This window comes from Pseudoalteromonas sp. HL-AS1, from assembly GCF_031198785.1.
GTDB lineage: Bacteria > Pseudomonadota > Gammaproteobacteria > Enterobacterales > Alteromonadaceae > Pseudoalteromonas > Pseudoalteromonas distincta.
The window spans coordinates 3,144,423-3,170,022 of the sequence record NZ_CP133569.1; the positions used below are offsets into that span (position 1 = coordinate 3,144,423).

Annotated in this window: 24 protein-coding genes; 10 read left to right on the forward strand and 14 right to left on the reverse strand. The window is 39.4% G+C overall.

All coding sequences use genetic code 11. The features are described 5' to 3' along the window. Positions 1-215 precede the first annotated feature (215 nt). Together rapA and RB214_RS14580 are read left to right on the forward strand one after the other, a co-directional pair. A complete protein-coding gene (rapA, locus tag RB214_RS14575) occupies positions 216-3,110 on the forward strand; it encodes an RNA polymerase-associated protein RapA (RefSeq protein ID WP_309167662.1) in 2,895 nt (964 codons plus the stop codon). A gap of 318 nt (positions 3,111-3,428) precedes the next feature. Then, positions 3,429-4,202 (forward strand): YggN family protein, encoded by a 774-nt coding sequence (locus RB214_RS14580; RefSeq protein ID WP_024595182.1) that lies wholly within the window; start codon positions 3,429-3,431, stop codon positions 4,200-4,202. Between the two features lie 110 nt (positions 4,203-4,312). Here RB214_RS14580 and RB214_RS14585 read toward each other — a convergent pair whose 3' ends face one another. Beyond that, positions 4,313-6,742 carry a zinc-dependent metalloprotease gene (locus RB214_RS14585; protein WP_309167663.1) on the reverse strand — a complete coding sequence of 810 codons (2,430 nt, stop codon included), beginning with the start codon at positions 6,740-6,742 and terminating at the stop codon, positions 4,313-4,315. A gap of 154 nt (positions 6,743-6,896) precedes the next feature. On the opposite strand from RB214_RS14585, the gene RB214_RS14590 reads away from it, so the two are divergent. Beyond that, positions 6,897-7,865 (forward strand): class 1 fructose-bisphosphatase, encoded by a 969-nt coding sequence (locus RB214_RS14590; protein ID WP_309167664.1) that lies wholly within the window; start codon positions 6,897-6,899, stop codon positions 7,863-7,865. Positions 7,866-7,960: 95 nt separating this feature from the next. Here RB214_RS14590 and RB214_RS14595 read toward each other — a convergent pair whose 3' ends face one another. Continuing rightward, positions 7,961-8,287 (reverse strand): hypothetical protein, encoded by a 327-nt coding sequence (locus RB214_RS14595; protein WP_007581969.1) that lies wholly within the window; start codon positions 8,285-8,287, stop codon positions 7,961-7,963. Between the two features lie 43 nt (positions 8,288-8,330). Between RB214_RS14595 and RB214_RS14600 the strand changes: the two genes are divergently transcribed. Continuing rightward, on the forward strand, positions 8,331-8,690 hold the full coding sequence (locus RB214_RS14600; protein ID WP_309167665.1) for a DUF5522 domain-containing protein: 360 nt from the start codon (positions 8,331-8,333) through the stop codon (positions 8,688-8,690). 304 nt (positions 8,691-8,994) lie between these two features. On the opposite strand, the gene RB214_RS14605 is transcribed toward RB214_RS14600, so the two are convergent. The 7 genes from RB214_RS14605 to RB214_RS14635 all read right to left on the reverse strand — a co-directional run bounded on the left by RB214_RS14605 (position 8,995) and on the right by RB214_RS14635 (position 16,535). Continuing rightward, a complete protein-coding gene (locus RB214_RS14605; protein WP_309167666.1) occupies positions 8,995-9,828 on the reverse strand; it encodes a sulfurtransferase in 834 nt (277 codons plus the stop codon). After that, complete coding sequence (locus tag RB214_RS14610) at positions 9,828-10,994, reverse strand: capsular biosynthesis protein (RefSeq protein ID WP_309167667.1); 1,167 nt, start codon at positions 10,992-10,994, stop codon at positions 9,828-9,830. The genes RB214_RS14605 and RB214_RS14610 overlap by 1 nt, the downstream gene beginning before the upstream one ends. 105 nt (positions 10,995-11,099) lie before the next feature. After that, entirely contained in the window at positions 11,100-11,519 is a 420-nt protein-coding gene (locus tag RB214_RS14615) for a group 1 truncated hemoglobin (protein ID WP_010553315.1), read from the reverse strand. After that, positions 11,519-12,352: a DUF3034 family protein gene (locus tag RB214_RS14620; RefSeq protein ID WP_309167668.1), complete on the reverse strand. Its 834-nt coding sequence runs from the start codon at positions 12,350-12,352 to the stop codon at positions 11,519-11,521. The genes RB214_RS14615 and RB214_RS14620 overlap by 1 nt, the downstream gene beginning before the upstream one ends. Continuing rightward, positions 12,339-14,654, reverse strand: a complete 2,316-nt coding sequence (locus RB214_RS14625; RefSeq protein ID WP_309167669.1) for an EAL domain-containing protein — start codon at positions 14,652-14,654, stop codon at positions 12,339-12,341. Before RB214_RS14625 ends, RB214_RS14620 begins: the two co-directional genes overlap by 14 nt. Beyond that, positions 14,647-15,309 carry a methylamine utilization protein gene (locus RB214_RS14630; protein WP_309167670.1) on the reverse strand — a complete coding sequence of 221 codons (663 nt, stop codon included), beginning with the start codon at positions 15,307-15,309 and terminating at the stop codon, positions 14,647-14,649. Before RB214_RS14630 ends, RB214_RS14625 begins: the two co-directional genes overlap by 8 nt. 122 nt (positions 15,310-15,431) lie before the next feature. Then, complete coding sequence (locus RB214_RS14635) at positions 15,432-16,535, reverse strand: phosphoribosylaminoimidazolesuccinocarboxamide synthase (RefSeq protein WP_309167671.1); 1,104 nt, start codon at positions 16,533-16,535, stop codon at positions 15,432-15,434. A gap of 178 nt (positions 16,536-16,713) precedes the next feature. Between RB214_RS14635 and RB214_RS14640 the strand changes: the two genes are divergently transcribed. The 4 genes from RB214_RS14640 to RB214_RS14655 are packed head-to-tail and all read left to right on the forward strand — an operon-like array spanning position 16,714 to position 20,273. Next, positions 16,714-17,784 carry a CDP-glycerol glycerophosphotransferase family protein gene (locus RB214_RS14640; RefSeq protein ID WP_290192234.1) on the forward strand — a complete coding sequence of 357 codons (1,071 nt, stop codon included), beginning with the start codon at positions 16,714-16,716 and terminating at the stop codon, positions 17,782-17,784. 7 nt (positions 17,785-17,791) lie between these two features. Next, on the forward strand, positions 17,792-18,490 hold the full coding sequence (locus RB214_RS14645) for an ABC transporter ATP-binding protein (RefSeq protein ID WP_309167672.1): 699 nt from the start codon (positions 17,792-17,794) through the stop codon (positions 18,488-18,490). After that, on the forward strand, positions 18,487-19,758 hold the full coding sequence (locus RB214_RS14650; protein WP_309167673.1) for an ABC transporter permease: 1,272 nt from the start codon (positions 18,487-18,489) through the stop codon (positions 19,756-19,758). The genes RB214_RS14645 and RB214_RS14650 overlap by 4 nt, the downstream gene beginning before the upstream one ends. A gap of 14 nt (positions 19,759-19,772) precedes the next feature. Continuing rightward, positions 19,773-20,273: a DUF3299 domain-containing protein gene (locus RB214_RS14655; protein WP_182194005.1), complete on the forward strand. Its 501-nt coding sequence runs from the start codon at positions 19,773-19,775 to the stop codon at positions 20,271-20,273. A gap of 101 nt (positions 20,274-20,374) precedes the next feature. Here RB214_RS14655 and mutM read toward each other — a convergent pair whose 3' ends face one another. Together mutM and RB214_RS14665 are read right to left on the reverse strand one after the other, a co-directional pair. Then, on the reverse strand, positions 20,375-21,184 hold the full coding sequence (mutM, locus tag RB214_RS14660; protein ID WP_007581941.1) for a bifunctional DNA-formamidopyrimidine glycosylase/DNA-(apurinic or apyrimidinic site) lyase: 810 nt from the start codon (positions 21,182-21,184) through the stop codon (positions 20,375-20,377). Next, positions 21,184-21,699, reverse strand: a complete 516-nt coding sequence (locus tag RB214_RS14665) for a hypothetical protein (RefSeq protein ID WP_309167674.1) — start codon at positions 21,697-21,699, stop codon at positions 21,184-21,186. The genes mutM and RB214_RS14665 overlap by 1 nt, the downstream gene beginning before the upstream one ends. Before the next feature lie 118 nt (positions 21,700-21,817). On the opposite strand from RB214_RS14665, the gene RB214_RS14670 reads away from it, so the two are divergent. Continuing rightward, the gene (locus RB214_RS14670) at positions 21,818-22,744 is read left to right on the forward strand and encodes a manganese-dependent inorganic pyrophosphatase (protein ID WP_004335532.1); all 927 of its coding nucleotides are present in this window, start codon (positions 21,818-21,820) and stop codon (positions 22,742-22,744) included. 137 nt (positions 22,745-22,881) lie between these two features. Here the strand turns inward: RB214_RS14670 and rpmG are convergent, their stop codons facing one another. The 3 genes from rpmG to radC all read right to left on the reverse strand — a co-directional run bounded on the left by rpmG (position 22,882) and on the right by radC (position 24,234). Beyond that, positions 22,882-23,037, reverse strand: coding sequence for a 50S ribosomal protein L33 (gene rpmG, locus RB214_RS14675; RefSeq protein WP_004335545.1), 156 nt, complete (start codon positions 23,035-23,037; stop codon positions 22,882-22,884). Between the two features lie 11 nt (positions 23,038-23,048). Beyond that, on the reverse strand, positions 23,049-23,285 hold the full coding sequence (rpmB, locus tag RB214_RS14680; protein ID WP_004335549.1) for a 50S ribosomal protein L28: 237 nt from the start codon (positions 23,283-23,285) through the stop codon (positions 23,049-23,051). Positions 23,286-23,559: 274 nt separating this feature from the next. Next, positions 23,560-24,234: a DNA repair protein RadC gene (radC, locus tag RB214_RS14685; protein ID WP_007581936.1), complete on the reverse strand. Its 675-nt coding sequence runs from the start codon at positions 24,232-24,234 to the stop codon at positions 23,560-23,562. Between the two features lie 144 nt (positions 24,235-24,378). On the opposite strand from radC, the gene coaBC reads away from it, so the two are divergent. Then, entirely contained in the window at positions 24,379-25,572 is a 1,194-nt protein-coding gene (gene coaBC / locus RB214_RS14690; RefSeq protein WP_309167675.1) for a bifunctional phosphopantothenoylcysteine decarboxylase/phosphopantothenate--cysteine ligase CoaBC, read from the forward strand. The last annotated feature ends 28 nt before the right edge of the window (positions 25,573-25,600 follow it).

A 25,600-nucleotide genomic window follows, 5' to 3' on the forward strand; every position in this document is an offset into this window, starting at 1 on the left:
AGGCATAATGTAAGTTTAGTCTATTTGTCATAAAAGTCCGTTTTATTACAAACTGTAATTAGTTTTGATTTACCTAAAAAAGAGTCATAAACAAGCTGTTTTAATAGTAATAATTAACACTTACAAAATTAATTAAAAGTGAGCCAAATAGCGCCTTGCAGTGGTGTTAGCTTACAGGTAACATAGCCGCCTTTTTCATCATAGACGAGACATACATGAATTTTTCCTTAGGTCAGCGTTGGATCAGTGATACAGAGTCAGATTTAGGATTAGGCACCGTTGTTGCCATTGAAGGCCGTCAGGTCAGCATATTATTTCCTGCCAGTGGTGAAAACCGTGTTTATTCTAGTGCAGAAGCACCTGTTACCCGTGTGGCATTTAATCCTGGTGATGTGATCAAAAGCGTTGAAGAATGGGAATTAGAAGTAGAGTCTATTGAAGTACAAGGCGAGTTACTTTGTTATCACGGCACCCGTGTTGATAATGGCGAAACAGCCAAGTTAAAAGAGACCTTTTTAGATCATTTTATTAAGTTTAATAAACCACAAGATCGTTTATTTGCAGGCCAAGTCGATCGTTTTGATCGCTACACACTTCGCTACCAAACGTGGTTACATAAATTTGAACGTGAACAATCGCCTATTAAAGGCTTAATTGGTCAGCGTGCTAATCTTATTCCGCACCAGCTTTATATTGCCCAAGAAGTGGGTAAACGTTTTGCCCCACGCGTACTTTTATCAGATGAAGTAGGCCTTGGTAAAACAATTGAAGCGGGCATGATACTACATCAACAAATTATTAGTGGCCGTGCAAGCCGCGTACTTATTGTGGTGCCTGAAAACTTACAGCACCAATGGTTAGTAGAAATGCTACGCCGCTTTAACTTACGTTTTTCTATTTTTGATGAAGAGCGCTGCGACGAAGCGTTTGCAGATTCTCCAAACGTATTTGATACAGAGCAACTAGTACTTACCAGCCTTGAGTTTTTAACCAAGAAAAAACGTTGGTTTGAACAAGCAACGCTTGCTGATTGGGATTTACTAGTTATAGATGAAGCCCATCACCTAAGTATAAATAACGGCAAACCAAGCTCAGAGTACCAACGTATGGCAGAGCTTAGCCAAGATATTCCGGGCCTTATTTTGCTTACAGCAACGCCTGATCAACTTGGTCACAGCAGTCACTTTGCGCGTTTACAATTACTCGATCCGGATCGTTTTTACGACTACGACGTGTTTAAAGAAGAAGAAGCAAATTATAAAGACGTAGCGCAAGCGGCAAATCAATTACTGCAAGAGCAAGCTCTGGACGACGCAGCCAAAACCACGCTAATTGAGTTATTAAAAGAAACCGACATTACTGATATTCTTGAAAAAGCACAGCAAGGTGATTTACCAGCGCGTAAAGAAATACTTAACATGCTACTCGATCGCCACGGTACAGGTCGTATATTATTCAGAAATAGCCGCAGCGGCATTGATGGCTACCCTAGTCGTAAATTACACGCCTACCCAATGGCATTGCCAAAGCAGTATAAAACGGCTATGTCGGTTCTTGGTAACATGGGCGGCATTCAAAACCCTGAACTAAGTGCACACCGTGCTCTTTTTCCTGAAAAAATATTTCAAGAATTTGAAGGCGAAAGCGCAAGCTGGGGTTTATTCGATCCACGTGTAGATTGGTTAATCGACACCCTTAAAACACTTAAGCGCGAAAAAGTACTGCTTATATGTGCTAAAGCTGAAACAGCTATCAGCCTTGAGCAAATACTGCGTGAACGCGAAGCTATTAAAGCGTCGGTATTTCACGAAGGCATGTCTATTATTGAGCGTGACCGCGCTGCTGCATTTTTTGCAGACGAGTACGATAATGCACAAATATTACTGTGTTCAGAAATTGGCTCAGAAGGTCGTAACTTCCAGTTCTCGCATCATTTAGTGTTGTTTGATTTACCACTGAACCCAGATTTGCTCGAGCAACGTATTGGTCGACTAGACCGTATAGGTCAAACGCAAGATGTGAACATTCATGTGCCATATTTTGAAAACACCGCTCAAGAAGTACTGCTACGTTGGTATAACGAAGGTCTAGATGCATTCGAATCTACATCAACAACGGGGCAAATGCTTTATAAAGAGTTCCGTGATGACCTACTTGAGTATATTTCTGCGCATAACTGCGATGAAGACGAGCTCGATCCATTACTTGAGCAAGTAGCACAACAAAATGCGGTACTGCGTAAAAAAATGGAAAGCGGACGAGATCGTTTACTAGAACTACATTCATCGGGTCAAGGTGCTGCTGACTCGCTTGTAACTGATATCGAAAAGCTCGATAACCAGTTTGAATTGCCAAGCTACATGATCAACGTGTTTGACACATTTGGCGTAAGCCAAGAAGATAAAGGCGAAAACACTATTATCTTAAAGCCAACGGAACATATGTTAAATGCATCGTTCCCATCGCTTAAAGAAGACGGCATGACGGTTACCTTTGATCGCGACACGGCACTTTCGCAAGAAGATGTACACTTTATCAGCTGGGATCACCCTATGGTGCAAGGCACCATGGATATGATTTGTGACGACGACTTTGGTAGCGCATCGGTGGCTTTACTTAAAAACAAAAAGTTACCGCCTGGTACCTTTTTTGTTGAGCTTATTTTTGTTGCAGAAGCAATGGCACCAAAAGTATTGCAAGTTGGTCGCTTTTTACCGCCGACACCAATTCGTATATTACTCGATAAAGCAGGTAATAACCTAGGTGAAAACGTGGCATTTGAAGGCTTTAATCAGCAGTTATCAGCCGTTGGCCGCCAAACAGCAAGTAAGCTTGCTGGTGCATTGCAAAGCGCTGTTCACCCGATGATCACTACCGCTAAAGATATGGCACAAGAAAAACTTGAAGTTATTCGCGCAGCGTCACTTGCTAAAATGCAAACGTCACTCAGTGAAGAGCAAGAGCGACTTGTTGCCCTTAAGCAAATTAATCCGAATATTCGCCAAGAAGAAATTACCTTCTACGATAAGCAACGTAACGACCTAACTACGTATATTGAAAAAACGCAGTTACAACTTGATGCAATTCGCTTAATAGTGGTTTCACACTAAATATTTAGTTTTTAAGCCGGCTCCAGAGTAAATTTAGAGTCGGCTATTAAGCTTAATTGATATAAATAGCTGTATCTTTTTAAATTTCATTTAAAAACCACGTGTTCTTATTTTATTATGAGCCAATTCTACCCTCTCTAGCTATATATTAAGCCCTTTGTTGGACTGTTGATTTTGCCCAACATAACCGTATCTAAAAACTCAAGCTGCACTCTATACAACTATTCTGTGAGATAGTTGATAGGTTTATTTTCCCTTGCATAAAGTTGTTTTTTTGTTAACCTACTCGCCTTCCATTTTAGTCTTTTTGAGGTGTTTATGGCGTTTCTATCTCGTTCGATATTGGCGTTATCCATGGCGCTCTCAAGCACTAGTGTCTTTGCTCAAGCCCAATGCGATGTTGAATTACGTCATGGTTTAATTATTACTGACGATGCAATTCGCATATTAGATAAAGGCCAAACTCGTGTCCAAATTAATAACAATAACCAACTGTTTATTCGCGGTTATTGGGTTGATTTAAGCGATGACGAAAGCAAAGTACTCGAACAGTTTAGTAATGGTATTCGCCACACAGTCCCCGAATTAGTAAACCTTGCTACCGATGGTGTTAACTTAGGTTTAAGCGCTATTGAACACGTAGTTGAAGGTATGTCAGACAAAGAACCTGAAGTACTTAAAACACAATTGCAGTATGTAGAGCGCGCGCTAATGGATAAGTTTAAGCGCGGAGATGACTTCTTTTTTATAGCCCCTCAATCACTTTCGCAAATAGATGACTTTTTTACTAAAGAGATCAGCCAGCAAATTCACTCTGCTGTTCATGGATCGTTAGGTGCTATTTTGGTATCACTTGGCGATGCGTTTAAATCGCGTGAAGGTAATATAGAAGATCGCATTAACGACATGGGGCAACGCATGGATATTATCTCAAGAGAAATTGATAAATCGCTACAAAAAAAGGCACATCAATTAGAGCTTAAGGCTTCTGAGTATTGCGAATGTTTAAATGCACTCGATGTAACCGAATCTCGCTTACAGGCAATAGTACCTGGTATGGCCGATTACGATTTAGTGCAAATAAAGTCTTAGAGTACGTATTCGTTTTTAGAATAAAATAACACCGAGTATAAATATACTCGGTGTTTTGCTTTGTAATTGATTAAATGATTGATTTAAAATAAGCGCTTCTACTTTTTATTCTAAATTGGTGAGCCTGGTGGGATTGGCAGCACTTTAAAGTTGTTTGGCCATTGCCCTTTAATTAAAAACTGATTTACTTGCTCTGCTAAATATTGCTTAAATGCACTCTCGCCAGTACTTGTATGGCTCAGCATTGAGTTTTGGTTAAAGTCTTCACTCAACTTAACTAAGTAGTAACGTAACTGCGCCTGCACTTCAGGGCTTGCACTATCGCTTGCTACTAAATCAGCCATGGTTTTCGCAGTTAAAAATTGCATGCGCTGAGTTATTTTACCTGTCATTGTATTAGGTGATGACGCGTTAAACACTTGGCCATATAGCCCCTCAAGTAACTCATCTAAACTATAAAAGTCATTACTACGTGCTTGTTGCTGCGCTAGGCGGTTTAAACGTTGTGCATTTAATAAAAGCGACAAGCTGTGCTGCACTGCAACCTCGGGTAATGCCATTGCATCGAGCGTTAACCCTGTGCGCCCAACTATGCTCTCGCGCGACTTAGACTCGCCATACGCTTTTGGCGGAATTAGCGATAGTACCGATTCAGGAAGTAATAAGTTACTTGGCTTAAGCGTTGCAAAAATAGCGTTTACCGCTTCTTGCTGTGTTTTTTTATTAACGACTTGTGCACCTTTTACGGGTGAGTCACCGCGTGTTTCGTATTCGTAATCAACACCGGCTATAAGCTTCACTGCAGCCTCAACCTGAAAACGGTGAAACAGATAAAGCGGAACTAGTTTTTCCTCTAATTGCGATAATGAGTCGCCCGTTTTAATATTATTAATACCAAACTGCGAAAGCGCTTTTTTACGTACGTCGAGTACTCGTAAAAGCTCCTGAGAAGGATTAGTGCCGTTATCCCATAGATGAGCTGTTGGATGTGCGCCACCTTTAGCACGAGCGTCGCTATCTGATATAAACTCAAGGTCTTTAGTTTTGTTCTCTTTTAAAATAGCAGCGAGTTCTGCGCTTTCATCTTGGTTAGTGAAATCGCTATAGCCATATTTAATTACTTGGGTATCCCATACGCCCATGCCTGTTGCATACCCGCGCGTTACATCAAGCTTACCTTGTTCATTAAAACTAAGTAGCGGATGTGGGTAATCCATTACAGAAGCTCTATCACCTACCGATGCTGCAAAGTTATGAGAAATACCTAACGTGTGGCCAATTTCATGTGCGCTTAATTGGCGAATACGATCAAGCGCCATTGCTTGCAAGTTTTTAGCAACTTCATTGCCTTTTAAATAAGGAGCAGCGAGTGCTTCAGCTATTAAAATATCTTGGCGAACACGCAATGAGCCAAGTGTTACATGCCCTTTTAGTATTTCACCTGTACGTGGGTCAATTACAGAACTTCCGTATGACCAACCACGCGTTGCACGGTGTACCCATTGAATGACGTTGTAACGAATATCCATAGGGTCGGCGCTACTTGGCAGCACTTTTACTATAAATGCATTTTTATATCCTGCAGCAGTAAATGCGTCGTTCCACCACTTTCCACCTTCAAGCAAAGCGCTTTTTACAGGCTCTGGAACGCCAGGATCAAGGTAATAAACAATTGGTTTAACAGGTTCACTAATAGGTAAGCTTGAGTCCTTTTTAGTTAGACGATGACGCGGTATATAACGCACATACATAGACTCACCAAGCGGCGCTGCGTAATCTTTATGTTCTATACTCCAAAAACCTGATTGCGGATTAAACTTACGAGGCGTGTAGTTATCATCTGGTAATTGAATAAGTGAATGATGCATATGAACAGTAAGCGCATAAGGGTCGGCACTTACTTGGCGAACAAATTCACCTGGTTTTGTGCCCTTAAATGTAAGTACGGCTTCAAGCTCAGTGTTTTTTACAAATGCTTTTGAGCGATTCATATAAACGGCGCTACGTGATTCATCAAGGCTAAAGTTCCCTTGCTTACGTGCAGCAAGCGTGCGGCTTACGCCATGTACATCACTTAATAAATAAGGCGTGTAATCAATAAGTGCTGTGGCTTTATCTTCTGCGACCACTTTAAAACCAGCAAGTATACTTGATGCAAACGCCTCTTTAATACTTTGCTGTTCAGCCTTATTACTTGTATTAGCACGATAGTAAGTATTTACAGCACGTAGCATTACTTTGTCACCAAAACGCTCAAACTGCACAAGGTGAGTATTACCAAGCTGACCTCTATCAAGACCTATGTCGTTAGAGCCAATACCGTAAGGCAAGCTTTGCTGCAGTAAAAATTGCTGTTCAAACTTATCAACTTTTAAATATACTTTTCCGTTTTGGGTATCGTAAAAAAACGAATAATAGCCCGGAAAATGATTCATTTGCGTAGTAAATTCATCAATTGACTTAATTGCTGCGTGCGCTTGAGTTATGATAGAGCACAGCACAGTAAAGAATATGTAACTTAGTAGTGGTATTTTTTTCATAATCTTATCTTTGTTATTTGTGTTTTAAGTACGATTAGGTGGTCCCATTATAGGGTGCTATTTAAACAATACAGTTATTTAAGACGAATTTCAGCGCTCTAAGCTAATCTCTCTCACATTATGATTGGTTTTAACACGTTATCAGGAAAATAGAATGCGTAGACTCCCTCCAGTATTACTTGAAGATGGTTGTTCAAGAGAACTTTTATCATTAATTCGAACAATTTTAGCAGCATGTAAAGAAATTTCGTTTCGCGTTGGTCAAGGCGCGCTTTCTGGCGTATTAGGCTCAACCCTTGATGAGAACATTCAAGGTGAAACTCAAAAAAAGCTCGATGTATTATCTAATCAGCTGTTAAAAGATATTTTACTGGAATCAGGTACGGTTAAAGCAATCGCCTCTGAAGAAGAAGACTACACAGTAGCAGGTAACCCAGACGCTAAATTTATAGTGGCATTTGATCCACTCGATGGCTCGTCAAATACGGATATTAACTCACTTGTGGGTACTATATTTTCTATTATGGAAGCGCCTGAAGGCGCTGACGCTGCTGATCAAAGCATATTTATGCAGCCTGGCCATAAGCAAGTTGCTGCAGGTTACGTACTTTACGGGCCATCAACAATGCTTGCGCTGACTACAGGTAAAGGCACGCGCATGTTTACTCTTGATAAAACACAAGGCAGCTTTTTACTTACACAAGATTTTGCAAGCATTCCTGCTGATACAAACGAATTTGCCATTAATACGTCTAACCAACGCCATTGGCAGCCAGCTATGCAAAACTATATCAATGATTTGCTAGCAGGCGATACAGGCCCGCGCGCTAAAAACTTTAATATGCGCTGGATTGCAGCAATGGTGGGCGATGTACATCGCGTGCTTAGCCGTGGCGGTTTATTTACTTACCCTACAGACACTAAAGATCCTAAAAAGCCAAATAAATTACGCCTACTTTACGAAGCAAATCCAATGGCTATGCTAGTAGAGCAAGCTGGCGGTATCGCATCAACCGGTACCGAGCGTATTATGGATATTCAGCCTGATGCAATCCACCAGCGAGTAGCTGTTATTTTAGGCTCTAAAAACGAAGTAGAAACGTGCTTGGGATATCATAAGTAATCGCTTAAAACGATCGTCTTCAATTTAAAAAACCGCATTCAATTGAAGTGCGGTTTTTTTGTAGGTGAGGTTTTAAACCTCGCTTTTTAAACAAATCAAATTTTTACTAAGGCAACTATTTGAGCAAGCTTTTGATGATTAAGCTCTCCCATTTGCTCGCTATTACTGAGCGCATAAATAAAACCTTCGTGCTCAGCACAATCAATGTCATCTCGCGATTCAATTACGTTTGCCCAAAGCTCTAAATCATCTAAGTCTATTTCGTTACTTAAACAGCGTTTAAGCACATCAATTAAAACCTCGGTTGAGAGAGTATAATGAGTTTTATTGCTATCAGCAGGGCTTGAAACGATAACCGATATAGCTTCATCCCTTTGCTCACCAAATGTAATAAATTCAGCTAATGCTTTTTGTGTATTCATAATATTTGTTATTCTTGGCTCACTGTTACTAAAAAGAATTATAATGACTGAACTTAACTGTACTCAATGCCATAGTACTTTAACGTGTAATGTAGACGATATATCAGCGTGTTGGTGCAATGAGCTGCCGGCTATTTTACCGCTTGATATCACAGCAACAAGTTGTTTATGCCGCAAGTGTACGCTTAATAAAATAAATACTTTTTTAGAGGGTGTTTATACACAACCTATTAAAACCCAAATAGACTTTGCAAAGCAATTTAGAGGTAACGACAATTTAATTGAAGGGCTCGACTACACCATGCAAAGTGGTTACATGGTATTTAGTAAGTGGTTCTTTTTAAAGCGTGGTTCGTGCTGCAAAAATGGTTGTAAAAACTGCCCTTATGGTTTTAAAAAGTAAAAGCTATTTAATACAACTACGAGCAAACATTGGTTTTTACCTTCTCATTTTCTTCTCTTTCACTTCTCCTTGTGAGTAATATTTTTAAGTACTGTTATTCACAAAGAGGTTTAGAGGCGCTGCGCTTTTAGAGTAAGTGATTGTATAAAAATAGTATTCAAATACGAGTAAGCACTGGTTTTTACCTTCTCACTTTCTTCTCTTTCACTTCTCCTTGTGAGTAATATTTTTAAATACTGTTATTCACAAAGAGGTTTAGAGGCGCTGCGTTTTAACGTGAGCAAGCTTTACATATCCAACACATCTACTTTTCTCCTGTGGCGATGGGTAATGAATCACTTGCCCCCCATTCGCTCCACGAGCCATCATAAACGCTTAAATTACTGTAACCACATTCAGTAGCAAATAACGCTAAAACACAGGCTGTAATACCTGACCCACAGCTAAACTGTAACTGCCGCGCATCATCAACCACGTCACTAAATATCGCTTTAATTTCGGCAAGTGGTTTAGCTTCACCTTTATTAAGTAAATCCATAAAAGGCAACGAGCGACTATTTGGGATATGCCCGCTACGCATGCCTTTTCGGGGTTCACTTTCTTCGCCTGTAAAACGCTTATAAGCACGTGCATCTAGCAATACAGTGCTGGGCTCATCAATTGCGTCAACCACTTGTTGGCTATTGATAAAATACTCAGAATTATAGCTTCCCGTAAAATCACCTTTACCTAACGATTTGCTATAACCTTGCTGTGTGGCGTAACCGCTCTCTAACCACTTTTTAAGGCCACCACTGAGTACTTTTACGTTGTGGTGCCCCATAGCTTTAAACATCCACCACGCCCTTGCCGCGCTAAATAAACCGCCATCTTCGTATACAACTATAAACGAATCGTTATTTACGCCTGTATTTTGCATAACATGAGTAAATTGTTGCTCGCTGCATACCGTACTTGGTAAGGGATTTGTTCTATCGGCCAACTCATTTTTTATGTCAAAACGTTTAGCGTTGGGCAGCATTGCTTGTGGCGAATAAGTACCCAAAACACCTGGGCGCAGCATACCTGCATCAAATATCACTAATGCAGGATTATTAATTTGCTCGTGTAATTGCTGACAGCTAATTAGGTTTTTCACTACGATTCCTTATCACCATGATACTTAGCAAACTCGTCATTACCCGTAAAACGCGCTTCAATCGCTTTAATGTGTTTATCTTCAGTGTATTTCCAAACGCCAGGAATACAATATACATGTTCAATAAAGCTAAAAAATTTATCCTTTAATAATGTATTTGGTTGCCAGCCCTGCGCAACTTCGTTCATATTCTCTGCTAGCTGCTCTGCAGTGCTTGCATGCTTTACCAGCCCCTCAATGTTGTAACAGGCTTGTCCAAGAGTTAATACTCGTTTATTTAGCAGTAATGCTTCTAAGCCGACTGTTGAATTAATCGTTACTACCGCTTCAGAACACTCAATTAAGTCACTTGTTTGGTTTCCATTAGCAAAAATGGCAATCGGATCTTTTTCATAAAGATGAGTGTAATGTTTATGCCATGACGGATGCTCTTTAAAAACCACTTTTAAACTTGGATCGTTTAAGCTTTTGACGGCTTTAATCACTTCCTCATAAAACATATCCATGGAATCTATCCATGGCGAAAAACTCGCTAATTGAGTATCGTGAGGTACTTGAAAAGGCGCAAATATATAGCGTTCTGGCACATCGGCGCACTCAAATTCACAGCGTTTTTTATGATCAGCTCTTGGAATTAAATCCGGCGCAGAAAAGTTTAACTTATTTTGTGGGTCAAAATTTAGGTAAAAAGAAGGGTCACGGCTTAACGACGCATTATAGTTAATACCATTAGGGTCTAAACTGCTTGTACCGGGTAGTAAACCATTTTCATAATAAAACTGCTTTACACCTAATGCTTTTGCAGCCATAGCAACGGTTGTATTTGGAAGTTTATTGCCATTCCAAATAACAATACATTCAGGATTAGTCTCGGTTAATAAGGCTAAATATTTAGCGTATCGTAATCGTTCAAATAAAACTAAACCAGCACTATAAACCGCAGTAATGATAGAATTATTCCAAGTTGTATTACGTGCTCTTTTACGTTTTAGTTGAGAGTTGACTACACCAGTAAAATTAACTTGGAACGCATCTTTTAAATATTTCACAGCAGAAAGCTTAGGCGCTCCCATGATGTGTAATTGGCAATTCATCGACAATTTTTTGATTATTTTTTTATAGTATTTTGCGTGTACATTTTTGCGAGAAATAAATAGATAAGCCATACAAGCTATATTTGCCAATTGTTGTTTTTATGAAATAATTCTATGTGGACAATGCAATCAAAGCAAGGTTCCCTTTACTTAATAATTACTTTGAAAGCTTTATAGTTACATTTTTATGATTTCATCACGAAGTGGCGCCATTCTAGAAAGAATATCGTTTTGTAAACTATGGCTAACATTTTGCTCATTCATTGCATTTATAAGCAAATCAACAACATGATTAAAATCTTTCTCTGTAATATGCATACCAGTATGAATAGCCACCATAGAGTCGCCATCGTATGTACATGGGCCTTCTACTAACATGCACATATGAGTAATAAACCCTTGGCGAAAGTACGCTATATTACTGTGTTCAAAGTAATGAATTATCTGCTCGTCATTACCTATTTGATAGATAAAGCTATCAACAATTCTGCCTATCCCCGCTTTACCATCGAGCTTTTGATAAAGCGATAATTGCGTTGAGCTAGCACAACTACAAAGCAATCCTACGCAGACTATAAAAATACCAACGCTTTTCATTACCAATACCCTGTTACCGATAAATACCAACCTGTTTGATCGTCAGCTCCTGCAATGCTTCCTAAATCAAGGTAAGCCGCTGTCACACTTACGTGCTTATTAGGCATCCATGCTACAAATAAGTCTTTCCAATCTTGTTCGCCTAAGTTTAGGTTATTTGATTTTTGACGATACTCAACACCTACGGCTATTTCACGACTAAAAAATAGTGCTGTGCTGCCTTCAAATAGCACTTTACCACTACCATTTTCTCCACCGTAGCCAAGCAAACCAAGTTGATTAGCTTCGCTGTATCGTGTAGTTACGTTCCAAAACCAGTTATAACCAGCAATGGCCCCTAAATGTAATTTACTAGCAGCGAGGTAGTAGTCAGTGCCGCTAGTATCTTCTGCGCCTACAAGTGTTGCAATACTGCCATCATCCAGTGATTTATGCTGAATACCTAAGCTAAGTTGTGGCCAATCACTGTAAACTATATCGCCGTACAAACGTATTTTAGCACCTGTAATTGATTGCTCTATTTCAGCATCAAGTGCTGGTACATCAAAGCGCTGTTGGGCATAACTAAGCTCAACACGATTAAATAAATTAAGTTGTGCACCACATACGTCAAGTGTGTAGTCGGTTACATTTGCGCGGCTACAAAAGCCATTTACCGAAAATTCATCATCACTTGCGTACCCAGCAAGTTGTGCCCACGGTACAATCCCCCCGCCGCCACTGCCTTCAATTTGAGAAACTCCCGGCGTAGCTAGCAGTTTTCCATTGCTTGCAATGCTCGGCACACTAACTATTAAAAACAAACTTGCTAATAAGTACTTAATCTTTTGCATAGTATTCCTCCAGCCATTCTTCTAATAGTTTTGCTTTTAAAGGCCTACTTAAGTAATAACCTTGTGCATGGTCGCACTGCATATCTCTAAGTAAATTTAATGAGCCAAGCGTTTCAACCCCCTCCGCTACAACCGAGAAACCTAGCTGATGCCCCAACGTAATTGATGATTGCACTATAAATTGATCTTTTTGCGATTCATCAAGTTTTAGGATAAAGCACTTATCTAGCTTAAGCTCATCAATAGGTAGCATTTTTAATCGGCCAAGTGATGTTTGCCCTACGCCATAATCATCTAATGATATTTTAACGCCAATTGCTTTTAGGTTTTCGAGCGCTTTAATACCTTTTTCTTCATTTTCGATCATATCGCGCTCAGTAAGCTCAATAGTGATCAGCTTAGGATCTACTTTGTACTTTTTGAGCGTACGAACTAATGCAGCATGAAAGCCTGGGAATGCTATATCTTGCGCAGATACATTTATTGCAGCCTGTAAGTTTATATTTTTAGACTGCCAATCAGCTACTTGTGCTACAACCGTATTAACAACCCAGCCAGTAAGCTCAATAATAAGCCCCGACTGCTCGGCTAAGTCAATAAACAGTTCAGGATTAACCCAGCTACCATCTTTTCGCTGCCAGCGAATAAGCGACTCAACTTTATCTATTTTTTGCGATTTCAAATGTAATTTTGGCTGATAAGTCATAAACAATTGACCATCGTCATCACTAATAGCCTGCTTTAGTTCATCAAGCATTATTAAGCGCTCTAAGTGCGCTTCGTCTTCGCCATTTTGATAGTAATGTATGCTCTCTTGTGTGTTTGCAGCACTTTCAACTGCAATTAGCACACGGCGCATTAAGTCATCACTTGCAATACCTTGTGTAGGATACTGCACAATGCCTGCACTAAAGCGTAAGTTAATTTTTAATTTTTGAATGGTGTAGCACGCTTGTAATTGTGCCATTAAGCCAACAATACCGCTTTTGTGTTCGCGCGCTGCCGCAGTCGGAAACACAGTTAAAAACTCATCGCCGCCAATACGAGCATGAAAGCCCCCTAACTCATCCGAAAACTCACTTATTCTGCAAGCAACCGCCTTTAGGCAGTCATCACCAATGCGCGGACCGAGCTTATCGTTTATGTGGCGAAGACCTTTGATGTCTATTGCAACGAGCGTGTACTCGGCTGATGAATCTAACTCATCATCAAGCACCTCAAGCATTGCCGAGCGATTATAAAAGCCTGTTAGGGAATCGTGTCTGGCTTGAAAACTAATTTGCTGTTCACGCTGATTTATATCGTTACCCATGCTATCGAAAGCGGCAACTAAGGTGGCTATTTCTGTACTTTGCTTTTGCCCTTTAAATTCAAAAGTATAATTACCTTGGGCAAATTGCTTTGCAATAACAGCGAGCTGGGTTAGCGGTGTCGTTAAGTTATTAGCAAATAAACTGCTAGTAATAACACCTACAAACATAGTTAAAATAGCTAATATAATGAGTGTAAAAAGAAGTTTTTCGAAGTCGCTATAGCTTTGAGTTAAATCGGCACTTAGTAAAATAATAATGGGGTGAGTTAGCAGGGATGGTAAATTTATATCGCGATTACGATACACTAAGTACTCCCCCAAAAAGCGTGATGTAGTCACTGTATTAAAGTAATTAACGGGTTCAAATGGCTCTGGGCGATTAGCTAATGAGCTAATAACAATATCATCAGCACTGCCTATAAAGCTTACATCCATGCCCGTTAAGCTTTTTAGTTCATTCGCTACATTGTCGTCAATTTTAAAGCCCACCAAACTATAGGCCACTGTACGTGGCGCTCTTACGGGTAATAAAATAATTTGGTAAAGCTCGTTATTTAGCACCACAAAACTAGACTCTTCTGGCGCACTTAAAAGCTCTTCCATTAACGGCTTTAAGTTATGTGCAAAAGCGTCTTCGTCAGTATTGGCGGAAATTAGCCTACCCGATAAATCAAGTAGCAGCATTAATTCGGCATCAATACGCTGACTATGATTAAACAACACACTGCTTATTGTCCCGGCATCTCGCGTTGCTACAGCTTGCTTAAAACCAAAGTCGGAGGTGAGTACTTTTGCTGCGGTTAGTAGTAGGCTTTCTTTTGATTTTAAATATTGCTTATAAACATTTTGCGCTACGGTAATGTCTTGATTTACTTTTTCTTCTTGAAACTTACTCGTAGACCACCAAAAACTAAACAAGCTGACCATAGTGGTTAATAACACTAAGCCAACACATAAAATGGTTATGCGATTTCGTAAACTATTAGTCATTACCAGCCTTAAACTTACTACCAAAGGTATTTCTAGGTGCTGGGGTCGATGTGTTTACTGTTATCTGTAACTTTTTTTGAGAATTGATTGTTATAATTTTTTTATTCTCCAATGGCGCTGTTTGTAAAGGGTGCCACACACTCACTTGTGCAGACAGTATATTAATAGGCAAACTAACATAGCCTTTTTTATCTGTTTTATATACGGATTCACTACTCGCTACATAGATATAGCCAACCATAGAGTCATGAATATTACACCCTAAAACAACAACCCCTTGTTGCTCAAACGTAATGGGCTCTTTTGGTTGCCCTGAATATAATCTTAGTTGAAAAGGCTTAGCTTGTGAAAAAGAATAAACATGATGGCGAATATTGTCGCTGTTAGGAAAGTTAACTTTTTGACCCTGTTGTACAACTAATAATTCGGGTAAAAACTGCTTATGGACTTGATCCATTATGGCAGTGGGCAAATTTGAAGGTGTGGCTTGCTTATCAGCAACATTAAGCTCAACCACTGCACCTGATAACTTTTGGCCGTGTTGATCCTCTATTACTAATTCAATATTTGCACTTAAAGCAAACTGACTAAAAAACAAACCTATAGCTAAAAAACAATGTCTTTTAGCAAACTTTTGCAATGCCCGCTCAAACATAACAACACCTAAATATTAATGTTAGGTTAAGTTAATTAGAGACGAGCACTAATTGCAAGAATTATAGCCCAGTAACTAAAAATAAAGACTTAGTTACTGGCTTTGTTAGCACTTAAGTGCTGCTATTTAACAATTAATTCGTAATCGTTATCTAAAATAGTAATTACTTCTTGGCGAGGATCTTTAGGGATCACAATATCTCTGCCAACAATTTTACTCGCTATGCCAACATAGGTATTTGACACTTCAAGCATTACTGATTCTGGTAAAATATAATCTTTAGCTAACTGCTCACGCTCACTCATGCGATCTTTATTTAATAATACGTCGCTCTCTGGCACGTTATTAATAAGCAATTGTCGAAAACCCTCTTTAGAATTTTCAACAATTTTACCGCCTTTGTAAGCTGCTTCATCCCAAATACGTGACGAATCAGGCGTGCCTACTTCATCAATATATATAAGCTGTTGCGCGCCATTTAAATCCTCTACATAACCAAACTCAAACTTAGTATCTACAAAAATTTGGTCAAGCTTAGCTAGTTCATCACTAATTAATTTAAAACCTTCAACTAACAGTTTTTCGTATTTAGTTACATCATCTGCCGATTTAAAGTTAAATACATCTAAGTTATTAGTAATGTTAGCGCGAGTAATATTTACATCATCAACTGGCGGAATATCAGCAACGCCTTCAATAATACCTTTTGTTGATGGCGTAATTAAAACGTTATCAAGCTTTTGGTTCGCTTTTAAGCCTTCAGGCAAGTCAATACCACAAAAGTTACGTATGCCTTTAGCGTAGTCACGCCACATGCTACCCGTAATATATTGGCGAGCAATTGCCTCTACTTTTACTGTACTGGCTTTGCGTACAATCCACACATACGGATGTGGAATATCAACAATATGATTACCCGCAAGGCCTGCTTTATCAAATAACTTAAACCAATGGGCTGCCACTGAGTTTAACGCTATACCTTTACCTGGTACGCCATTTAAACCATTTTCGCCTTGCCAAATGCAATCGAATGCAGAAATTCGGTCTGAAATAACCATAATAGCAAGCTCAGTACCTGTCGGTACTTGGTAGCCTTTGTCTTTAATTAATCGTGCGCTGTCTTCATCAGTTAACCAATAAACTGAACGAACTTTACCGCTGTGTACTTCACCTTTGGTACGAATGGGTAAATCATCGTTTACGTCTAAAACTTTATAGCTAGTCATGCTATCTCCGGGGTTAGGGATGCTCTTTGAGCAAAGTATGGTATGGGGTTATATGGGCTGTATAATAATCTAGCCAACCTCAAAGCTCAATCGGATGCTTAAAACAAATAAAGGCATATATTTATAAGCAAGTCGCAATGGGGTAAACTTAATGTGCTAACCAGCCTGAGGAGATAGCTTGAACTACTTAACTGCCACTAAAAATAAAAAATACTTGATGTATATTTCTCAGAATTATTCATACGCTATCTTGAGACCTTTGCAGGCGCAAATATTGGCATATGGTGGTGAAGTACGCTGGTTTTTAGCTGGTAGCGAAGTAAACCCCGATTTTTTAACCACAAACGAGCAGCGTTTACATACCATAAAAGATGTTAAAAGCTGGTCTCCAAACATTACATTTATACCGGGCAATATAGTACCGAGCTTTATTCCGGGTAAAAAAGTAGCTGTATTTCATGGTTTTAACTCTGAAAAGCGCAGCTCTGAAGGTAATCGTGGGCATTTTACTATTCGTGGTTGTTACGATTTATATTGTACGCAAGGTCCAAATACAACAACCCGATTTAAAGAGCTAGCTAAGCAGCATGGTTTCTTTAAAGTAGCTGAAACTGGCTGGCCAACGCTCGATCCACTTTTTAGCAATACTTCAAATAATCCTTATGTAAGTGACGACTCTCGCTCTACTTTACTTATATGCTCTACTTTCTCACGAAAGCTGTCACTTGCTCCTAAATTATATGAGCAAATAAAACATTTTAGTAAACAAGGTAAGTGGCGTATTTTGATGCAATTTCATCCTAAAATGCCTACCGAATGGGTTAATAAATACAAAGCGTTGAGTAACGAAAACCTAACATTTATTGAAACCGATAACGTCTTGCCGTTACTGCAAGCTGCCGATGTTATGCTGTGCGATACTTCGTCAGTTCTTTTAATGTTTTTACTACTACGTAAACCGGTAGTAACATTTTGCAATCAAAAACCACTTCCTCATTTACTTGATATTACCGATGCTGATGAAGTAGAAGCAGCTATTGAACATGCGCTTACTAAACCTAGTGATTTAATGCAAAGTATTGAAAGCTATTGCCAGGAACTTCATCCATATACCGATGGTCAATCTAGCCAGCGCGTATTAAATGCAGCTAATGAATTTTTACAAAGTAGCGATAAACTAAAATCCAAACCACTAAATATAATAAGACAACTAAAAATGCGTAAAGATCTAAACTATTGGGGTTGGTAACCAAATAATGATAAACCTAAAAAATGTTACTTTTAAGTGGCATAAAAGCGATAGCTCTCCCACGCTCAACATAAAAGAGCTAGTTATTGAAAAAGGCGAGCGTATTTTTTTGTATGGCCCTAGTGGCTCTGGTAAATCGACACTATTAGCGATTCTTGCTGGTATTAACACTGTCACTAGCGGTGAAGTGTTAATTCTAAATAAAAACCTCAGTACACTAAGTAATACTACCCGTGATGCGTTTAGAGCGGATCACATTGGCTATATTTTTCAAAATTTTAACTTGCTCCCTTATTTATCACCTATTGAAAATATAACGCTTGGGTGTGAGTTTTCAAAAATCCGAAAACAAAAAATATTAAAGCAATCATCAAATAAAAACTCTGCCTTACAAAATGAAGCGATACGGTTATTAAATGCTTTAGGGCTTACTGCGCAGTACCACAATAAAAATGTAGCAGAGCTTAGTATTGGACAACAACAGCGAGTTGCAGCCGCTCGCGCATTCATAGGCAGCCCTGAACTAATAATTGCTGATGAACCCACATCTGCACTGGACACTAACAATCGTGAGAACTTTATAAAGTTACTGTTTGAGCAAGCAAAGCTATCTAATAGTACATTGGTGTTTGTGAGCCACGATGAAACACTAAAGCTTTTATTTGACCGCTCCATTGACCTTATAAATTTGCAGGAGCAGGTATGATCATCGCTAAACTTGCTTACAAAAGCTTATTAAATCGCCGCGCAAGTGTACTGCTTACATTATTCACTATCGCAATTAGTGTAATGCTACTTTTAAGTATTGAGCGTGTACGAATTGATGCTAAAAGTAGTTTTAGTAATACTATTTCGGGCACTGATTTAATCGTCGGTGCGCGTACCGGCGATATACAGTTGCTGCTTTCGTCCGTATTTAGAATTGGCCATGCTAATAACGGCGTAAGTTGGAAAAGTTACGAATACATAACAAGTCAGCGAGGCGTAAAATGGAGTATACCTATAAGCCTAGGCGACAGCCATAAAGGCCAAGCGGTACTAGGCACAACACTTGATTACTTTAGCCATTATCGCTTTGCGAAAAAACAAAATTTAACCTTTAACAAAGGCCGTCCTTTTGCCGCAATTAACGAAGTGGTGTTAGGTAGTGAAGTCGCAAATAAATTAGGTTATAAACTTAACGACTCTATTGTTATATCGCACGGCATGGGGAACACCAGCTTTCATCATCATGACGATAACCCATTTAAAGTCGTCGGTGCTTTAAACCCTACAGGCACGCCTGTTGATAAAACGTTGCATATTCCTTTGGCTGCAATCGATTTAATTCACGGCGGTAAAGCTAGCCTTGTGCATGAGCATGAGCATGAGCATGAGCATGAGCATGAGCATGACGAACATAACAACCTAGTTGGGCATCCAAAGCAAATTACAGCATTTTTAATGGGATTTAATTCGCCTTTGTACACACTACAAATTAGGCGCAATATAAATCAATATAAGCCAGAAGCCTTGCTTGGGATTATGCCAACCGTAACACTTAAAGAGTTATGGGAAATGCTCGCCATAGTAGAAAAAATACTTTTGCTATTCTCAGCTGTTGTCGTGTTAATTAGCCTACTTGGCATGCTAACGACATTGCTTGCAAACCTGAGTCAGCGTCGTCGCGAACTTGCTATATTACGTTCGGTAGGCGCTCGCCCTTGGCATTTATTTACACTTATAAGTATTGAGTCACTACTGACCACTTTACTTGGTTGCCTAGTAGGTAGCGCGCTTTACTATTTAGCTATTTTTTCAGCCGGCGGTTACTTACAAAGCCATGCCGGTATAAGCGTAAATATCACAATACTCTCTTACTATGAACTGGGCTTAATCGGCGTTATTATGGCAGCCGGTTTTATTATTGGCTTAATACCCGCTACTCGCGCTTATTTTTATTCACTCAGCGATGGTATGAGTATAAAAGCATAATTTTTAGGTATTTTATGACATTTTTTAAAACAGCTTTTCAGTACATTGCTGCTATTAACTTATTATTTATAAGCGTAGCGAGCTATGCCAATCCACCAAAAGAAATTTTTTGGGAAGACTTAATTCCCAAAGGTCATATGCAAATAGACACTCAAGCACAAGCTAATCACGAAGGCAGCGATCAAAACTGGGTGCAACCCGATTTAGATGCTCCAGTGGTAAAAGCGCTTGATGGTCAATCGGTAAGTTTGCCAGGTTTTGTTGTGCCATTAGAAGGCGATAGCGAAGTCATTACTGAGTTTTTACTCGTGCCTTACTTTGGTGCCTGTATACACGTACCACCACCACCGCCAAATCAAATAGTCCATGTAACGATTAAAGGTGGCGTGCCTATAGATAGCTTGTACGACGCAATCGTTGTAACCGGAATAATAAGTACAGAAACATGGTCGGGCGAAATCGCGCAGGTAGGATATAAAATGAAAGCGGTCGGTGTAGCACCGTTTGAGCTTTAAAATTAAGGGCCCGCTTTTAAAGCTGGCCCTTAAATCTCATTAAATTTATAATCGATAAAATTCAAATAGCTGAATACTCAAATAACTAGATAACTAGATAACTACTTTTGGCAATTTGAGCAAAAAATAGTACTGCGTTGCCCTAATCTAATTTCTTCTAATTCGTTTTCGCACGTCATACATGGCTTGCCTTTGCGCCCATATACTAATAACTCTTGAGCAAAATACCCAGGCTTACCATCACTTTGTGCAAAGTCTTTAAGCGTTGTACCACCTTGCATAATAGCCGCTGCAAGTGTGTCTTTTATAATAGGGATAAGTGCTTGATAACGTTTGAGCGATACTTTTCCCGCTTCTCGCTTTGGATGTATACCCGCTTTAAATAATGATTCATTCGCGTAAATATTACCAACACCAACAACCACTGCGTTATCCATAATAAACTGCTTTACCGGTACTTTTTTATTGCGCGATTGTTCGTACACGCGTTTAGCAAAAAAATCATCGGTAAGCGGCTCAGGACCAAGCTTAGAGAGTAGCTTATGCACTTCACCGGGCTCTTGCCATAAGCAACAACCAAAACGACGAGGATCGTTTAAGCGCAGCGCTTTACCGTTGCCAAAAATAAACTCTACATGGTCATGCTTTTTAAGCGGCTCACTTTTATCTACTACACGCAAATTACCTGACATACCCAAATGTAAAATAGTGCTCCCAAGCTCACAATGTAAAAGTAAATATTTAGCTCGTCGTTCAATACTTGTAACAATTAGCCCTTCAAGTTGATACACGTCATCTGGCACTGGCCAGCGCATACTGGCATTGTAAATATTTACCTTTGTAACAACTTGGTTTTGTACGTGGGGAGTGATGCCCATTCGGCTCACTTCTACCTCTGGTAATTCAGGCATTAATTAGACTCACTTTGTGAAAAATCAAAACTAGGGAATAACTGCTGTGCAGTTTTTAAATCGAGTGCGAGTATTCGTTGGCTACTCTTTTCGAGTAAGTAATATTGCCCATCGCCTTTATAAAGCAAATAAACCCAAGGTAAACTCTCGCCAGCCAACTCAAATGTAGCAACATATAAAGGTGCATTAGGATTAAAAACAACAGATTCGTTAACACCCATTAACTGCGCGCTTTGCCATTGGTTAACTAAATCACTAAGTTGCTGCTCAGATGCTTGCCACACAAGTGGTATGTCTTTTTGTAGTGGGGTTGTACGCCAGCTTGTTCCTATGCGCTCAATTTTTTGATCAACAAATTGCAGTGTCAGTACAAAACTTTGCTGGGGGAGTACAGCTTGTAACGCTGGTTTATCCTCACCTCCTAAAAATTGCTTATGCCAGCCATTTAAAAAGAAGATCATAATCAACATCGAAAATATTATAACGTTGTTCCAACCTTTACGGCCCAGTCGCATATAAATACACCTAGTAAATTCAAGATTTTAAAGTGTAACTAAAACTTAATTGCGCTGTCTATATGTTAAAGGCCGCAGACTTTGTTAGAATATCGGCAAATTTAAAGGAGTTCCGTCAATGTCTATGTATGTAGTGGGCCATAAAATCCCAGATTCAGATTCTATTTGTGGTGCAATTGCACTGGCTTATTTAAAAAACCAAATTGATGAGCCAGCAATTCCAACTCGTCTTGGTGAAGTTTCACCTGAAACTCAATTTATTCTTGATAGATTTGGTTTTGAAGCACCAGAGCTTAAGCTAAGCTACGCTGGTGAAGATGTGTATATTGTAGATCACACAGAAAAAACACAAGCACCTGATGATATCGACCAAGCTCGCGTTGTTGGTGTGGTAGATCACCATAAATTAGGTGACTTAACATCATCGACTCCGCTTGAATGTTGGATTCGTCCTGTTGGTTGTTCAAACACCATTATTAAAATGATGTATGACTTCTACAACGTAGAAATCCCTAAAGACATCGCTGGTATCATGATGTGTGCAATTTTAAGCGATACAGTTATATTTAAATCGCCAACATGTACCACAGCCGATATTAAATGTGTTGAAGCGCTTGCTGAAATTGCAGGCATCGAAGACTTTAAAGAATTGGGTATGGATATGTTCCGCGTTAAATCTGCGGTAGAAGACACACCAGCACGTGATTTAGTAATGCGTGACTTTAAAGATTTCAACATGAACGGTAACCTAGTAGGCATTGGCCAGCTAGAAGTAATCGACCTTGCTGTTTTTGACGATATTAAAGCAGATCTTGCAGCCGATATTGCTAAGCTAAAAGTTGAGGGCAACCGCCACTCTGTATTTTTACTGCTTACCGATATAATGAAAGAAGGCTCAGAAATGCTAATTGTATCTGACGATGCAAACTTAGTTGAGCAGGCTTACGGTGTAAAACCAGAGAATGATAAAGTATGGTTAGATGGTGTACTGAGCCGTAAAAAGCAAGTAGTACCACCACTACAAGATGCATTCACAAAAATCTAATTGTGTTTTCATTTATTGATTTAAAAGCCTTGTTGGTTATGCCAACGAGGTTTTTTTATGTCAATTCGCTAATCATAGTTTAAAAACAAAAAACCCAGCCTAAGCTGGGTTTTTAAATTCTAAAAGAAGAACTAAAATTACTTAATTTTAGCTTCTTTAAAAAGAACATGTTTACGAATCTTTGGATCAAACTTTTTGATTTCCATCTTCTCAGGCATGTTACGTTTGTTTTTGTCAGTAGTGTAGAAAAAACCAGTACCGGCAGTTGAAACTAAACGGATTTTATCGCGCATGATTCAGATCCTTAAACTTTAACGCCGCGAGCACGGATTTCTGTAAGAACCGTGTCGATGCCTTTTTTATCGATAATACGCATACCTTTAGTAGTAGTGCGTAATGTTACAAAACGTTTTTCACTTTCAACCCAAAAACGGTGTGTTTGTAGGTTAGGTAGGAAACGACGTCTAGTCGCGTTTCTCGCGTGTGAACGGTGATTACCAACCGCTGGACGCTTACCTGTAACTTGACATACTTTAGACATGTCTATATATCTCCAATAACTTCGCTCGAGCTTAATTTAATCTAAGGCCGTGTATTTCCGCCCTAGAGATAAATCGAAGGGCGCTCTTTATACAGCTTTTACAGGCAAAGATCAAACACTGATCTATCCAATCAGCTCATATATGTAAATTTGATAGCGGCTAATTATAAAGATCGAATGCCCTTAGGGAAAGTAAAAACTGCATTTAAATTAAACTAATTTGCCAAAACACGTTAAACAGCTCATTTTTAACACACTTATGTGTCTGACAAAGCTAAATCAGGCCTCGCTCGGCAAACGAAACACAGGTTTCTCCACCAACAATGATGTGATCGAGCACACTTATGTCGACCAATTGCAGTGCTTGCTGCAATTTATTCGTAATAAGTTTGTCTGCTTGGCTCGGTTCTGCAATACCACTTGGGTGATTATGTGCAAAAATAACAGCGGCTGCATTATTTTTAAGGGCAGCCTTTACCACTTCACGCGGATAAACACTGGCAGAATTAATTGTGCCATAAAAAAGTATTTCATCTTTTACTAATCTATTTTGGCTATCTAGGTATAACACCATAAATACTTCTTGTTGCAAGCCTCGCATTTGAATTGTTAGGTAATCGTAAACTGAGTTTGGCGAATTAAACACGGCGTCTCGTTGGCAACGCTCCTGCATATAACGTTGGCTTAGCTCTAACACAGCTTGTAGCTGAACATACTTAGCGGTCCCTAACCCCTTTTGAGAGCAAAACTCCTCAATGCTGGCATTAAACAAATTATGAAGTGTTTTATTCTCGTTTAATAAATGCTGAGCCAACTCAATTACATTCATTCCAGGTAACCCTGTTCGTAAAAATATGGCAAGAAGCTCTGCGTCAGTCAGCGCCTTAGCCCCCTTTGCTATGAGCTTTTCACGAGGTCGAAGTGAGTTTGGTAGTGAAGTAAGTTGCATTATTCATCCTTGAGAGGCGAAAGTGTCTTATAAATGTAATGCAAATTTGAAATTTAGCCTGTTATTTCGAATTAAAAAACTTCGCTGTATGGGTAAAGATTTGTTATTTTAAGCCCAATATTTAATAAAAACTGATGAACATCCATGACTAACTTAACAAACAAAAAAATTGTACTAGGTATTACCGGCGGTATTGCAGCTTATAAATGTGCAGAACTCGTTAGGCGATTAAAAGACTCTGGTTGTGAAGTAAAAGTAGTTATGACTGAATCAGCTAAACACTTTATTACACCACTGACCATGCAAGCCGTTAGTGGAGAAACAGTCTCTGACTCATTACTAGACCCTTCTGCTGAAGCTTCAATGGGGCATATTGAATTTGCAAAATGGGCTGACTTAATTTTAGTTGCTCCAGCGACGTGTAATATTATTGCTAAAATGGCAGCCGGCATTGCTGACGACCTACTAACGACGTTACTGCTAGCAACGCCTGCAAAAGTAGCCGTAGCACCAGCCATGAACCAGCAAATGTATGCACACGCAGCAACACAAGCTAATTTAGCCACATTAAAAGCACGTAACGTACTTATTTGGGGCCCGGGTAAAGGTGAGCAAGCGTGTGGTGATATAGGCGCTGGACGCATGTTAGAGCCTCATGAGCTAGTTGCGCTATGTATAGCAGAAGAGCAACCGCAATTACTTGCAGGAAAAACAATTACAATAACAGCAGGCCCAACGCGTGAGCCTCTCGATCCGGTACGTTTTATATCAAATCACAGCTCTGGAAAAATGGGTTATGCACTGGCAGAAGCCGCTTTGCAACTCGGTGCTAAGGTTAATTTAATTTCGGGCCCTGTCACTATAAAAGCCCCTACTGGCGTAAACCTTATCAATATAGAAAGCGCTGAGGAGCTATTAACTGAGTCACTTACCTATGCACCACAATCTGATGCTTTTATAGGTTGCGCTGCTGTTGCGGATTATCGAGCTGCAAACATTGCGACTCAAAAAATGAAAAAGCAAGGCGACGAACTCACCCTTACGTTAACTAAAAACCCTGACGTAATTGCAGCTATTGCAAACCTTACACAAAACCGCCCCTATACGGTTGGATTTGCCGCCGAAACTCAAAATGTAGAAAGCTATGCTAAAGGTAAACTACAAAATAAAAATCTAGATATGATTTGCGCTAATGACGTATCAAAAAGTGGCTTAGGGTTTAATTCCGATCATAATGCTTTAACACTGTACTGGCACAATGAACAACTAGAATTACCAACAACAAGTAAAATAGAAATAGCTCGCAAGGTGATCGAACAGCTGGCTAAACATCTATAAAAAGGCTGGAAACAAACTGAATAAAACA